The following is a 13,652-nucleotide window of genomic DNA, read 5'->3' on the forward strand; positions in this document are numbered from 1 at the left end:
CTCCCCGAGTAGGACTCGAACCTACAACAACCCGGTTAACAGCCGGGTGCTCTACCATTGAGCTATCGGGGACCAGAAACCTCCGGGCGGCACCACCGCCCGGGAACATTTAAGCCTACCAAACGCCCCCGCGATGTCAACCTCTAACTCGCCCAGCTCGGTGCCCGCCGGTTCGTGGCGGCTGCGGGAACGCCAACCGCGGCCAATTACCGGGCCTTCCCGCCGCTCCAAAAGCCGCAGCCTGTCGTCGCCCGAAAACGCACGCCGGACCGACTGTCCCATGCCGGCCACGATCATCTGGCCTGGTTGCGGTCGCGGACGTCGGCGGCCGACAGCCGTTGCCAAGGTGCCAGCCGCTCGACCCGAGAGCCCCGCGCACCAGCGCCGGCGGTCCCGATGGGGAGGGGCCCACACCCCTGCCCGCGGCCTACTCCGACTGCATACGGAACGACGTCTCGAATTCGACGCGGCCACCTTGGCTGCTCACCGCCACGAGGTCCTTCCCTGGCGGGACGGCGAAGATCAGTCCGAGCACGGCGTCGTCCTGGTCCTGCAATAGCGTCCGCACCGACTTGTCCTTGAAATCGAGCATCTGGCGGAAGCTGGGGTCGTCCGGGACGTAAACCAGCTCGAAGTACGTCTGGTCGCCCTTCTTTACGATCGCGTAATAGCCGACGAGGTCATAGCTCTCGCCGCTGCTGTCGACGGCCTTGTACTGGTTCGTAACCGAGCCGACGAAGTTCATCACCTGGCCGGGCAGCGACTTGGCCTTGCGCGGCTTCGTCTCAAGCTGGAAGAGGCGTTTGCCCTCCGGCAGCTTGAAGCGCGCCACGTTGCCCTCGGCCTCCTTCTCCGGAACCTCGAACACCGCCCGGTCGCCGTCCACGCGCGCGCTGGCCAGGGTCGTGCCGGCGAGCTCCACGGACGAGATCGGCCGCAGCTTGTCGATGCTCATGACGAACGGGAGCCGATCGCGGTCGCCGGTCACGCCCCGGTTGACGGTGTCGATGAAGCGTGCCGGGCCGGTGGCGCGGTCTCTGCCGGTGCCGCCCTGGGCCTCCGCGGCGAGCCGGTCGCCCGGCGCTGACTTGGCCTTCTGGCCGTCGCTCAGGGCCGCCCGCGCGTGGCGACGATATTCGAGGAAGCGCGGCTGGAAGCCTTCCTTGACCTCGAAATAGGCGTCGACCGTCGCGGTCTTGTCCCCGGACATCCCGAAGTTGTTGTCGAGGTCCACGATGCGAATCTTGGATTCGATCGCCGAGTCCACCCCGCCCAGCATCTGCGGAATGTACTGCTGTGGCTCGGCCGTGCCATCCGGGAGCTTGACGTCGCCGACGAGGCGGATCATCGACGGGCGGAAGCGGTGGTAGGCCGACTGCTTGTCGCGGTCGGCAGCGGCACGCTCGAGGGTGAGCCGCACGCCGATCAGCCGGTTGCCGGGCTGGACCTTGTACGCGATCGGCTCGTACGGCGGTTTCTCATTGGACTTGTCGGGCTTGAGCCGGCGGTAGCGCGTGTCATCCGCAGTCAGCGGGGTGGTCTGCTCCCACCATGATTCAACTTTCAGGCCGTTCTTGAAGCCGTCCCCCTTGTCGTCGCGGATCGGCGCCGTAAGCGACTCCGGTTGCACCGTGTTGCCGCTCCAGAAAACCCAGGTGGGGTAGTCGGGGTAGACGCTCGCGAACGTGGTCGGGCCACGGAGACTGCCGTTGCTGAGCAGCTTGAACAACCCGGCGGCAAAGGCGTCCGAGCGCAGCCAGACGTGGTGGCGCACGAAGGCGACACGTTCGTCCTGCATCTTCTCGTCCGGCGGCAGTTCGGCATCGCGATAGGTGCGGTTCTCCGGATCGCGCTCATAACGTGAGTAGCCCAGCGCCCGCCCGCCCCACGGCAGCATGAGGAAGCCGATGATCAGCACGCCGATGGTGATCTGTCCGACGAAGAACCCGCACGCCGCGCCGCCGATCCAGTCCACGTACATCGGGACCCGGACGTTGCCGCGCAGGAACAGATCGCTCAGGGTTCGCAGGATGAAGACCGTGACGATGAAGAGCAGCACCAGGGCCAACGGCTCGGTGTACGAAGGGTGCAGGTTGAGCGTGCCGGTCAGCAGGTCGTTGAGCGGGTCGACGTAGCCGAACGCCACGGCCAGCGCAAACACGCAGCACGCCAGGTTCAGGATGCCGCTATAGAGCCCGAAGATCGAGTGCACGAACGTGATGCCGAGCACGAAGAGCAGGGCGAAGAGATTGAGAGCCATGCTTCACCTCCCGGCCTGGGGCTGTGCGCCGCCGGCGGCGGCGGGCGGCTTCGGTTGCGGTCGCGGCTGGGGTCGCGGTTGCGGGCCGGCGGGCGGCGCCTTGGCCGGCGTGCCGCCGTTGCCGCGGACCGCGCGGGCGACCTCCTGGATACTCGTCACGCCGTCCAGGACTTTCTGGAGCGCCTGCGCCTGCAAACCGAGACCAAGGCGCTTCTGCACGTAGGTCTGGATCTCGGTCATGGACTTGCTGCGGCGGATGACCTCGCGGAGGGGGTCGTCGACGCCGAGCCAGTCGAACACGCCGGTCCGGCCGAAGTACCCGCTGCCCTGACAGGCGGGGCAGATGATCGGCTCGCCCTTTTTGTCGAAGACGGGTTCCGGGGGACGGTAGAGCACCTTGTCCTCCGGCAGGTTGAGCTTGCGCATCATGTCGGGGTTGGGCTTGTAGGCCTGTTTGCAGGTGGGGCAGAGCACGCGGACCAGGCGCTGGTTGGTCACGGCCAGCAGGCTCTTGGCCACGAGCGACTTGTCGCCGACCATCGCAATCCACTTGCGCAGGGCGTCGACGATGTCCGTGGCGCCGATGGCGACATAGACCTTCTGTTTCTCGGCGGCGGCCTTGGAGGCGATCGCCGCCCCCTCGCGCTCGCGCAGGTCCGGCAGCACGATGATGTCGGGATCGGAGCGGACGAGCTTCAGCAGGCGCTCGCTGAAGGACGGGCCCTCTCCCGGCGTGAAGAGGTTCTGGGTGACGTTGTCGAGGTCCAGCTCTTTCTCGTACTCGACCGTCTGCACGTTCTGCAGGAAGCGATCATGATTGCGGGTGAAGCTGTAAATCGTCGTGGTGAGGCCGCAGCCCGGGGGGGCGGAGAGCAGGATCAGCCCCTTGGTCTCCTCCTTGGTGGCCTGGGCCAGTTCCAGTTGACGCGGGGTGAAACCCAGATCGGGGACCTTGAACTCCGCCTCCTTGCCGATGATCCGGACGAAGAGCTTCTCGCCCGCGGTCGAGCCATCGGTCCGCACGACGACCTTGTGCTTGTCGCCGCCGATCGCGGCCATGATCATGCCTTTTTGCGGCTTGCGGCGTTCCTCGACGTTGAGGCCGGCGAGTTGCTTGACGTACTGGACGATGGCGTCCGCTTCCGCGCGGGCGAGTGTCTGGCCCTCGACGGGCAGGCCGTCGACCTGGAAGACGATCTTGGAGGCTTGCGGGCCGGCGGGCACGATCTCGCTGATGGCCGCGCGTCGCCAGAACGTGTCGAACATGAGATCCTGGGTCAGGCGGTACTGTTCGCGCTCGGGGTCCTCGGCCGGGATCTCGACGACCTTGCGGTTGTGGGCCGTGAGGCGGACCTTCTCCTTGACCTCGACCTGCTTCTTCTTTCGGCTGAAGCCCTGCGCGCGAAGACGCTTGAGGTGTCCCACGGTGAACACTCGGTCGTCTTCCTTCACGAGCCCGTTGCGGTGGACGACGTACAGCGTGCCCACGACCAGGTTGAGGACGACGAACACGGTGAACCCGACGGCGAACATGGGGACGAAGAGCGCCACCAGAAAGGCCACCAGTCCGGTGCCGAGTACGATCAGGTTCCAAAGGACGCGAAACGTGTTGACCGCGATCGTGTCCTTGTCGACCCAGGCGGCGAAGATGGCCCACAACCCGAACACCACCACGATCCCGCCCAGCTTGAGCGGGTCGATGTAGGCTCCGCTCGCAGGCAACTCGGCGAGCAGCATCTGGCCGGCGATCAGCATGACCTCTCCTGACGCCGCGCCGCGCGCGGCAACCGGGACCGTTAACCCAGGATGGCCGCCCGCCGGCCCTGGATGCCCTTCAGCGCCATCCGCAGCTCGTCAGGGTTCGGGGCGGCCTCGTACGCGGTGGCGTGGTCGATGTATCCGCTATCGACCAGCCGCCGCAAGTGCTCCGTGAAATCGACCATGCCGTCGTCGTAGGACGCCCGGATGACGTCCACGATCTCGTTGTCGCGCTCCTCGCGGATCAGCTTCCGGATGGACGCGTTGGTGTACATGATCTCCACTGCCGGCACGAGCGGCACGCCCTCCTTGACGCTGGGGATCAGTTTCTGGCAGATGATCGATTTCAGGTTGAACTCCAGCGCCTGGCGGACCGAGCGGCGCTCGTCGGGCGGGAACAGGTCGAGCAGACGCGAGATGGTCTGCGACGAGCTCGAGGCGTGGATCGTGCCGAACACGAGGTGCCCGGTCTCGGCCGCGTGCACGGCGGCTTTGAACGTCTCGACGTCGCGCATCTCGCCGATCAGCACGATGTCCGGGTCTTCGCGCATGAGGTATTTCAGCGCATCGTGGAAGTCGCCGACGTCGATGCCGATCTCGCGCTGGTTGATGACGGCGCGCTTGTCGGTGAACAGGTACTCGATCGGGTCCTCGATCGTGACAATGTGCACCGGGTCGCGCTTGTTGATGTGGTCGATCATCGCCGCGATGGTGGTGCTCTTGCCCGAGCCGGTGATGCCCGCGAGCAGCGCCATGCCCTGGTGGAAGTGCGTCACCTGCTCCACGGATTCGGGCAGGTACAGCTCCGCGAAATTACGGATGTCCCGCGACACGCGCCGCGCCGCCACGGACATCTGCCCGCGCTGCTGGAAGGCATTGACGCGGAACCGGTCCGCGTCACCCGGCGGGCCGACATCGTACGCGAAGTCAACCGCCCCGCGCTCCTCGTACAGAACCTTCTGCTTCTCGGTCAGGACTTCGAAGATCCCCTCCCGAATTTGCTGGCCCGTGAGCGGCCCCCCTTGCAGCGGGCGCAAGTCGCCCTTCATGCGGATCATCGCGGGCAGCCCGGCCTTCAGATGCAGGTCTGAAACCTTCAGCTTGATGACCGCCTTGAAGAACTTGTTCAGCGACGGGCCCTTTTTCTTGCCCTCCTCGTCCGGAGCCTCGAGCACGGGCTCGGTGACGGCAGGCCCGGTGGGTACGACTGGAGTGGTTTCATCAGGCGAGGCGTCGATCGGGATTTCAGCCATCTACGCGGGTCCTCCAACCACACAACGCGGCGCGCCGAGTCCGCTCCGGCCGCCGGTGAGCGGGACTCGGGCCGCGGGGGACGCGGAGGGGTAGTATAACGCCGACCGGCCCTGTCCATCCACCATCTGGCGCGTCCGACCGGCCGATAACCAGGTGGCGGGCGGTGCCGCTTGTGCCCGGCTGGGACCGCCGGTACATTCGCAGCACGCTGGGGATGACGATGGCGTGATGCGCCCCCCCGGCGACTCCATGCAGATGACTATGGGAGAATCGAGATGAACGCAGCAACTCGGACGCAGGGCGGCAGGTGGGCGGTGACCGTCGGCTGGTTCCTGGGGGTGGTCGTGGCGGGCCTCGCAAGTGCGGCGCCGGCCCGGGCCCAGGCGGAGGAGAAGCTCCCGAAGGCCGAGGAGGTGCTCGACAAGGCGGTGGACGCGCTGGGCGGGAAGGCGGCCATGGACAAGGTCCACAATCGCGTCTCGAAGGGCGCGTTCGAGGTGCCGCTCCAGGGCATGAAGGGCGCCGTCACCATGTACGAGGCCGCCCCCAACAAGACGTACACGATCATCGAGCTACCGAACATCGGCAAGATGGAGAGCGGCACGGACGGCGAGACGTTCTGGGAGATCAGCCCACAGGGCGCCCGGATCCTCGAGGGCGAAGAGAAGGCGATGAAGGCGCGCGAGAGCGAGTTCCACTTCCTGCTCAACTGGAAGAAGCTCTACAAGAGCGCCGAGTGCACCGGCGTTGCAGACGTGGCGGACCACCCCGCGTTCAAGATCGTCCTGACGCCGACGACCGGCGATCCGCAGACCTACTACTTTGACCGCAAGACGTACCTGCCGGTGCGGATGGACGTGGTCGTCAAGAGCCAGATGGGGGCGGTGCCGGTCGAAGTGCTGATCACCGACTACAAGGCGGTCAACGGCGTCCAGATTCCGCACAAGATCACGCAGCGTATGATGGGCATGGAGCAGTTTGTGAAGATCGACAGCGTGGAATGCAACGTCGATCTGCCCGCCGACCGCTTCGCGCTCCCCCCGGCCGTGAAAGAGCTCATGCAGAAGCCGAAGACCGAGAGCGCGCCCGCCGGCGCAGAAAAGCCCAAGACGGAGCAGCCCAAGACCGAATAGCCGCTGATGTGGCGGCCGGTTGCGGTGTCCTCGCGCGCGGGCAGCGCCCCGTGCTCTCGCGGACAGGAGGTTTGCCATGATCGTCGCGCCCCGGCCGTGCACCTGCGCTCGTTTCGCCACCATTCTGGCTCTGGTCGTTGCCCTGCCCACGCTCGCGAGCCGCGCGCCGGCGCAGGACGACAAGCTTCCCGCCGCCGAGAAAATCCTCGACAAATCGCTGCAGGGTCTGGGTGGCACCACGGCATTCGAGAAGATCCACTCTCGGGTGTCCAAGGGCCAGATCGAGTTCGCGGTCGGTTCCCAGAGCCGCAAGGGCGCGGTTACCCTGTACGAAGCCGAGCCCAACAAGCGCTACCAGCGCGCTAGTCTTGTGCAGCTCGGCGTGCTGGAGGGCGGCTGCGATGGCGACGTGGTGTGGGAGATCGCCGGCGGCAAGGTCAGCCTCTTCGAGGGCGACGAACTCGCCAATCGTCTGCGCCAAGGCCATTTCAACGCGCTGCTGCACTGGCGCGACTTGTACGAGAAGGCAGACTGCGTCGGCAAGGAGGACGTGAACGCCCGTTCCTGCTACAAGGTCGTGCTGACGCCGCTGACCGGGTCGCCGGACACGCTGTACTTCGATCGCAAGAACGGCTACCCGATCCGCATGGACATCACGCGTTCCGCGGAGAGGGGCCCGCTGGTGATCCAGATCCTGTCGGAGAACTTCAAGCAGGTTGACGATATCTGGGTGCCGTTCAAGGTGACGCGCGTCGTCACCGCGCAGGGTGAGACGCTGCAGACGGTCACGTACACGTGGGAGAGCATCGAGCACAACCCGGAGATCCCCGCCGATTGCTTCGACCTGCCCGATGCGGTCAAGCAAGCCCGTGAGAAAGCGGCGTCCAAGGACAAGAACAAGGACGACGATAAGGACGAGCCGGCGGACTAGCAGACAGTCAGGTCGTAGCGCTCCGCCGGCGGCCTGCCGCGAACTGGCCGACGCACGGTGCCAGACATGCTGCGAGAGCACTATCCATACTATCTCGGCGGCGCACCCACGACCGGCGTCACCGAGCTGATTGTGACCAATAAGTACACCGGCGCGCCGGTCACGCGCGTGGCCCGCGCGGACCGCGCGACCGTCGAACGCGCCATCGCGGCCGCGCACGACGCGTTCGCCACCACGCGCCGCCTGCCCGCCCATCAGCGGCAAGCCATCCTGCAGCACATCGTCCAGCGCGTGACTGACCGACACGAGGAGCTGGCCCGGGCCCTCGCCATCGAGGTCGGCAAGCCGATCCGCGACGCCCGCGGCGAAGTCACGCGTCTCGTCGACACTTTCCGCATCGCCGCCGCAGAGGCCGTGCGCATCACCGGCGAGTGGCTGCCGCTCGATATCAGCGCCCGCGCTGCTGGCTACCAGGCGCTCGTCCGGCGGTTCCCGCTCGGCCCGTGCGGCTTCATCACGCCGTTCAACTTCCCGATGAATCTCGTCGCGCACAAGGTCGCGCCGGCGATTGCGGCGGGTTGTCCGTGGGTGCTGAAGCCGGCCTCAGCGACGCCGGTGGGGGCGCTGATGCTGGGCGAGATCATCGCGGAAACGGACTGGCCGCGCGGCGCGTTTTCGATCCTGCCGTGCCCGAGTGCCGACAGCGAGCCGCTGGTGACGGACGAGCGCATCAAGCTGCTCAGCTTCACGGGCTCGCCGGACGTGGGTTGGGCACTGAAGGCGCGGGCGGGCAAGAAGCGGGTCACGCTGGAGCTGGGCGGCAACGCCGCGTGCATCGTCGATCGCGATGCGGACCTCGACTACGCCGCTGAGCGCATCACGATCGGCGCGTTCTACCAGTCCGGCCAGAGCTGCATCAGCGTGCAGCGCATCATCGCGCACCGCGCCATCTATGACGACCTGAAGACGCGGCTCGTCGCGCGGGCGGAACAACTCAAGGCCGGCGACCCGCTCAACGAGACGACGTTCCTCGGTCCGCTCATCACGGAGGGCGACGCCCGCCGGATCGAGCAGTGGGTGGCCGAGGCGGTTGCGGCCGGGGCGCGCGTGCTCTGCGGCGGCCGGCGCGACGGGGCATTCTATGCGGCAACGTACCTGGAGAGCGTAGACCCACGGCAGAAGGTCAGTTGCGTCGAGGTGTTCGGCCCGGTGGCGACATTGCAGCCATTCGACGACTTTGCCGATGCGATCCGCAGCGCGAATGACAGCGTCTACGGACTGCAGGCCGGCGTGTTCACGCGCGATCTGCAGCACGCGTTCTACGCGTACGAGGAGCTTGACGTCGGCGGCGTCGTTGTCAACGACGTGCCGAGCTTTCGCGTGGACAGCATGCCCTATGGCGGCGTGAAAAACAGCGGTTGCGGTCGCGAGGGCGTGCGCTACGCGATCGAAGAAATGACCGAGCCGAAACTGCTTGTCCTCAACCGCCCGAGCGTCCTCTGATTCACCGCCAAGACACCGAGGCACTAGGAAGGAATCCATTCAGGTCTCTTCTTCGTGACTCTGTGTCCTGGTGGTGAATCGTGCAGCGCGGTCTATTCGCCGCGGTATTCGCAGCCCGACGTGCAGGTTTCGTGGACGCTGACCGCCGACAGCAGCGGCAGGGCGGGGTGCAGCCGGTCCCAGATCCAGCGGGCCAGGTTCTCGGCCGTCGGGTTTGCGAGACCGTCGATCTCGTTCAGGCAATAGTGATCGAGCTGCGTGCGGACCGGTTCGCACGCGGCCTTGATGGCGCCGTAGTCGACCAGGTAACCCTGCGTCTCATTCACCTCGCCCGCGACGCGCACCTCGACCCGGAAGCTGTGCCCGTGCAGCCGCCGGCACTTGTGGCCCTCGGGAAACGTCGGCAGCCAGTGGGCGGCCTCGAAGGTGAACGACTTGGACAGCTCAACACGCACGATGGCCTCCATGGGAGCGTGATAAGGTGACAAAGTGATAACGTGATGACGGCGCGCCGAACATCCACCGGTGAGGGAGCGCTCGCTTTATCACTTTGTCACCTTATCACTTTTTCACGCTGCTCACACGCCGCGCGTCTCTGCCGGCCAGATCAGCTTGTGCAGTTGCAGCCCGAGCCGCACGTCCAGCCGGTCGTCGAGGATCCACCTCGCCAGTTCCGCCGGCGGCAGTTTGCCGTGCACCGGCGAGAAGATCACCGGGCAGCGTGCCGGCAGGCCGTAGCGCCGCAACACGTCGCGGGCCCAGTCGTAGTCCCCGCGATCGGAGAGCACGAACTTGACCTCGTCGCGCGGCGTGAGCAGCTCAATGTTCGGCCAGTGGTTGCGCTCCACTTCGCCGCTGCCGGGGCATTTCACATCCACAATGCGGACCACACGCGGATCGACCTCGGCGATGCTGACCGCGCCGCTGGTTTCCAGCAGCACCGTGGCGAATTCGTCCGCGAGCCGCGACATCAGGGGATACACGCCAAGCTGCAGCAGTGGCTCGCCGCCGGTGACCTCGACGGTCGGGCACGCGAAGGCCCGCACGCGCTGGAGCACGTCGTCCACCGACAGCCACTCGCCCTCGTTGAAGGCGTACGTCGTATCGCACCACGCGCACCGCAAGTGGCAGCCCGTCAGCCGGACGAAGACGGACCGCACGCCCGCGCGGGTGCCTTCGCCCTGGACGGAGTGAAAGATCTCGTTGACGCGCAGCCGCTCCGACGAACTCATGCGGCACATTATAGAGCGGCGACCCGGCCGGCGCTTGCGCCGCGCTCGGAGTAAACCACCAAGACACGAAGCGAAGCGGCCCCTTCGTTCATAACTCTTGGCGCCTTAGCGTCTTGGTGGTGAATCCCGGCGGGATGGGCGCAGTGCCCGCCGGGTCGTTGCCTCGTTTTGCTCGTTCCCCTAAACTGTGTTTTCTGCCGCTTGGCGGCGCGTCGGTGTACCCGGGTGCGTCGCGACGGTCCTGCCCCGGCGGCGTTCTGGTTCCCCATGGATAGGAGTGGCTCACGTGGCGAAGCGAACGATCGTGACGATGCCCGGCGACGGGATCGGGAAAGTCGTGCTGCCGGAGGCCGTGCGCGTCCTCCAGGCGGTCGGATTCGACGCGGACTACGTCCACGGCGACATCGGCTGGGATTTCTGGGTGAAGGAGGGCAATGCGCTGCCGCAGCGCACGATCGACCTGCTTGCAAAGCACAAGATCGGCCTGTTCGGGGCCATCACGTCCAAGAGCAAAGACAAGGCCGAAGCCGAGCTGTCGCCCAGCTTGAAGGGCAAGGGCTACACCTACTTCAGCCCGATCGTCACGATGCGCCAGCATTTCAACCTGGACATCTGCATCCGCCCGTGCATCTCGTTCAAGGGCAACCCGCTCAACTACGTCCGCAAGACGCCCGCCGGCGGATTCGAGGAGCCGCCGATCAACGTGGCCGTGTTCCGACAGAACACCGAGGGGCTCTACTCCGGCATTGAGTGGACCAACCCGCCGGAGCCGGTCCGCAAGGCGTTCGAGTCACATAAGAAGTGGGCGGCGTTCAAGAACGTGCCGCCGGCTGATGTCGCCGTGTCGCTGCGCGTGATTACGCGCGCGGCCAGCCACCGCATCTGCAAGGCCGCGTTCGAGTACGCCAAGAAGTTCGGCTACAAGTCCGTCACGATTTGCGAGAAGCCGAACGTGCTGCGCGAGACCAGCGGCCTGTTCACCAGCGCCGGCAAAGCAGTCGCCAAAGACTATCCCGGCATCGCCTGCTGGGAGACGAACATCGACGCGCAGATGATGTGGCTGTCGAAGAACCCCGAGGACTACGGCGTCGTCGTGTGCAGCAACATGTTCGGCGACATCGCCTCGGACGCGTTCGCGGGCCTGGTTGGCGGGCTGGGATTCGCGTGCAGTGCGAATATCGGCGAGGAAGTGGCGGTCTTTGAGCCGACGCACGGTAGCGCGCCGAAGTACGAGAAGCTCGATCCGCCGATCGTGAACCCGATCGCGATGATCCTGAGCGCGTGCATGATGCTGGATCACCTCGGCGAGACGCAAAAGTCGGAGCGGATCAAGCGGGCGATCGCGGCGGTGGTCGCGGAAGGCCAGGTGCGGACGTACGACATGCTGCGCCTCCCCGGCGGCCCGGACGTATTCAAGCACGGCGCGGCCAGCACGAAGCAGATGGGCGAGGCGATCATTCAGAAGCTGTGAGAAAGCCTGAAGCCGTTAGCCAGACTGTGGCACCGGCGTCCCGCCGGTGGGTAGCCGCCGACCCCCGAGTCGGCCGTAGGTGCCGCGCGAATCTCCCGGCGCCGAGCGCCGCGCAGGGAGTCAGAGATGGCAGAATCCGAGTATCTCAAACGACCAGACGCAGCCGGCTACCTCAGGGTGCTTGAGGCACTTCAATTCTGGGATCCTATCGGAGTGCTGAGCGATCCAGCTTGTCCGCGCGACGAGTACGATGTCTATGCTGCACCGATCGTCCGGCTGCTCGATCGGGGAGTCTCAGCCGAGCAGTTGATGCGGGTTCTTCGCCACATCGCGAGGGAAGAAATGTGCATTGAGTCCAACGCGGAGCGCGACGCGAAAGTCGCCGCCGATCTCGTGGCGTTTGGGCGGGACTGGAACCGTACCTGACGAACGGATAGCCGCCGACCCCGAGTCGGCGTCACCGTAGCGGCCGACCCCCGAGTCGGCCGTGGGAGCCGGACATGCGTTCCGACCACAACCGTATACCGCTCCGCGACCTACGAACCTACAGCGCGAGCCGCGCCGTGCGTCACCAGGACTGTGACTATAGCGGCAACATCGATGTACACTTGACCGTATGTGCAAGGCGAACCGACGCATTTACGGCCGTCGAGACCGCGCGGCTTGTATGCGAAAACGTCGAATTCTATTGCAGTAACCTCGGTTTCCGGCTCTACGGATACTGCCTGATGCCGGACCATTTGCACGTGCTCCTGTCGCCGGCCGAATCGCGAATTGCGGTCGGTACTTGGTTACGGCAGTTCAAGAGCTTCACCACCCGGCAGCATCAGTTGCGGACCGGCGACGCCGAGTTGTGGCAGCGCTCGGCGCACGATCATGTGTGTCGCACCGAAGAGACTGCGGAGAAAGTCCTGGCGTATATCGTTAACAACCCGGTCCGGGCCGGATTGGTGCAGCGTTGGCAGGATTGGCCGTGGACGAAGGTGTTCGTAGACCTATGAGTGCCTCACAGCTACTACGGCCGACTCGGGGGTCGGCCGCTACGTTCGGGCGGCGCGCCGCCCTGGAGGAAACATGATTAGCGACAAGGATATTCAAACCCTCTTCGGCTCCGTCCTCGAGCGCATCTCAAACAAGGACCTCCGCGACAAGGTCGTCAAGACCTGGACGCTCGGCTGCCAGCGCGGCGGCTGGAACAGCGTGGACGAGCTCAGGAACATGCCCTTCACGCTGCTCACCAAGACCGACGGCGTGAACTTCATCCAGCACACGCTCGCCGTCACGGAGGGTGCCTACGGCCTCGCGAAGGCCCAGGAAACCGCCTACGGCGGAAAGCTGCCGTACAAGGTGGACTACGACCGCCTGCTCGCCGGCGGGCTGCTGCACGATGTCGGCAAGCTGGTCGAAACCGAGCCGGACGGAAAGGGCGGCTATCGCAAGAGCCGGGCCGGGGCGTGCCTGCGTCACCCGATCTCGGGCACGGCGCTGGCGGTCGAAGCCGGCATCAAAGACGACACGGTCCTGAACACGATCGCCTGCCACGCGAAAGAAGGCGAAGGCGCCCCGAAATGCCTGGAAACGGTGCTGATCCACCAGGCAGATTTCGCGACGTTCGATCCGCTGGTAATGATGGAGAAGGGGCAGCTGATCCAGTAGCTGTCAGCGGTCAGCACTCAGCAGTCAGCCGGAGAGCTCCGACGCCGGAGCGACGCGATGAAGAACTTCCGTGACCTGCAGGTTTGGCAGAAAGCCCATGAACTGACGCTGCAGGTCTATCGTCTGACAGGCAAGTTCCCGTCACACGAGCTGTACGGATTGGTCAGCCAGGTCCGGCGGGCCTGCGTATCCATCCCCGCCAAGCTGGCCGAGGGCTGCTGCCGGCAGGGCGACCGCGAGTTCGCGCGGTTTGTGCAGATCGCGATGGCCTCCGCCAGCGAGGCGGAGTATCTCTTGCTGCTGTCCGGCGACCTTGGCTATATCACCGCATCGGAACGCGAAACGCTCTTGGCGAACGTCGAAGAAGTCAAGAGAATGTTGGCCAGCCTGCTGTCCAAGCTGAACACAGCTCACTGATTACGGAGTTCCCTCTGGCTGACCGCTGAATGCTGAC

General features: G+C 65.6%; 13 protein-coding genes and 1 tRNA gene. 8 read left to right on the top strand and 6 right to left on the bottom strand.

Features of this window, described 5'->3' with window-relative positions; all coding sequences use genetic code 11:
• The 4 genes from KA383_15245 to KA383_15260 all read right to left on the bottom strand — a co-directional run bounded on the left by KA383_15245 (position 1) and on the right by KA383_15260 (position 5,271).
• Positions 1 to 72: transfer RNA gene (locus tag KA383_15245), tRNA-Asn, on the bottom strand.
• Between the two features lie 355 nt (positions 73 to 427).
• Positions 428 to 2,260 carry a CvpA family protein gene (locus KA383_15250; GenBank protein MBP7747471.1) on the bottom strand — a complete coding sequence of 611 codons (1,833 nt, stop codon included), beginning with the start codon at positions 2,258 to 2,260 and terminating at the stop codon, positions 428 to 430.
• A gap of 3 nt (positions 2,261 to 2,263) precedes the next feature.
• Positions 2,264 to 4,015 carry a Flp pilus assembly complex ATPase component TadA gene (gene tadA, locus KA383_15255; protein MBP7747472.1) on the bottom strand — a complete coding sequence of 584 codons (1,752 nt, stop codon included), beginning with the start codon at positions 4,013 to 4,015 and terminating at the stop codon, positions 2,264 to 2,266.
• Positions 4,016 to 4,056: 41 nt separating this feature from the next.
• Entirely contained in the window at positions 4,057 to 5,271 is a 1,215-nt protein-coding gene (locus KA383_15260; GenBank protein MBP7747473.1) for a PilT/PilU family type 4a pilus ATPase, read from the bottom strand.
• A gap of 276 nt (positions 5,272 to 5,547) precedes the next feature.
• Between KA383_15260 and KA383_15265 the strand changes: the two genes are divergently transcribed.
• From KA383_15265 to KA383_15275, 3 genes are all read left to right on the top strand, one after another.
• Positions 5,548 to 6,405, top strand: a complete 858-nt coding sequence (locus KA383_15265) for a hypothetical protein (GenBank protein MBP7747474.1) — start codon at positions 5,548 to 5,550, stop codon at positions 6,403 to 6,405.
• A 76-nt stretch (positions 6,406 to 6,481) separates the two neighbouring features.
• Positions 6,482 to 7,336: a hypothetical protein gene (locus KA383_15270; protein ID MBP7747475.1), complete on the top strand. Its 855-nt coding sequence runs from the start codon at positions 6,482 to 6,484 to the stop codon at positions 7,334 to 7,336.
• Positions 7,337 to 7,402: 66 nt separating this feature from the next.
• Positions 7,403 to 8,839, top strand: a complete 1,437-nt coding sequence (locus KA383_15275) for an aldehyde dehydrogenase family protein (protein ID MBP7747476.1) — start codon at positions 7,403 to 7,405, stop codon at positions 8,837 to 8,839.
• Between the two features lie 92 nt (positions 8,840 to 8,931).
• Here KA383_15275 and queD read toward each other — a convergent pair whose 3' ends face one another.
• Positions 8,932 to 9,306 (bottom strand): 6-carboxytetrahydropterin synthase QueD, encoded by a 375-nt coding sequence (gene queD / locus KA383_15280; GenBank protein ID MBP7747477.1) that lies wholly within the window; start codon positions 9,304 to 9,306, stop codon positions 8,932 to 8,934.
• Positions 9,307 to 9,417: 111 nt separating this feature from the next.
• Complete coding sequence (locus KA383_15285; protein MBP7747478.1) at positions 9,418 to 10,071, bottom strand: radical SAM protein; 654 nt, start codon at positions 10,069 to 10,071, stop codon at positions 9,418 to 9,420.
• A 310-nt stretch (positions 10,072 to 10,381) separates the two neighbouring features.
• On the opposite strand from KA383_15285, the gene KA383_15290 reads away from it, so the two are divergent.
• From KA383_15290 to KA383_15310, 5 genes are all read left to right on the top strand, one after another.
• Positions 10,382 to 11,542, top strand: a complete 1,161-nt coding sequence (locus KA383_15290; GenBank protein ID MBP7747479.1) for an isocitrate/isopropylmalate dehydrogenase family protein — start codon at positions 10,382 to 10,384, stop codon at positions 11,540 to 11,542.
• A 126-nt stretch (positions 11,543 to 11,668) separates the two neighbouring features.
• On the top strand, positions 11,669 to 11,968 hold the full coding sequence (locus KA383_15295; GenBank protein ID MBP7747480.1) for a hypothetical protein: 300 nt from the start codon (positions 11,669 to 11,671) through the stop codon (positions 11,966 to 11,968).
• A gap of 74 nt (positions 11,969 to 12,042) precedes the next feature.
• Entirely contained in the window at positions 12,043 to 12,543 is a 501-nt protein-coding gene (locus KA383_15300) for a transposase (protein MBP7747481.1), read from the top strand.
• A gap of 73 nt (positions 12,544 to 12,616) precedes the next feature.
• Positions 12,617 to 13,198 carry an HD domain-containing protein gene (locus tag KA383_15305; GenBank protein ID MBP7747482.1) on the top strand — a complete coding sequence of 194 codons (582 nt, stop codon included), beginning with the start codon at positions 12,617 to 12,619 and terminating at the stop codon, positions 13,196 to 13,198.
• Between the two features lie 57 nt (positions 13,199 to 13,255).
• Positions 13,256 to 13,615 (top strand): four helix bundle protein, encoded by a 360-nt coding sequence (locus KA383_15310; protein ID MBP7747483.1) that lies wholly within the window; start codon positions 13,256 to 13,258, stop codon positions 13,613 to 13,615.
• Positions 13,616 to 13,652: the final 37 nt, after the last annotated feature.

The organism is Phycisphaerae bacterium, assembly GCA_017999985.1.
In the GTDB taxonomy this organism is placed as follows: Bacteria; Planctomycetota; Phycisphaerae; order UBA1845; family Fen-1342; genus JAGNKU01.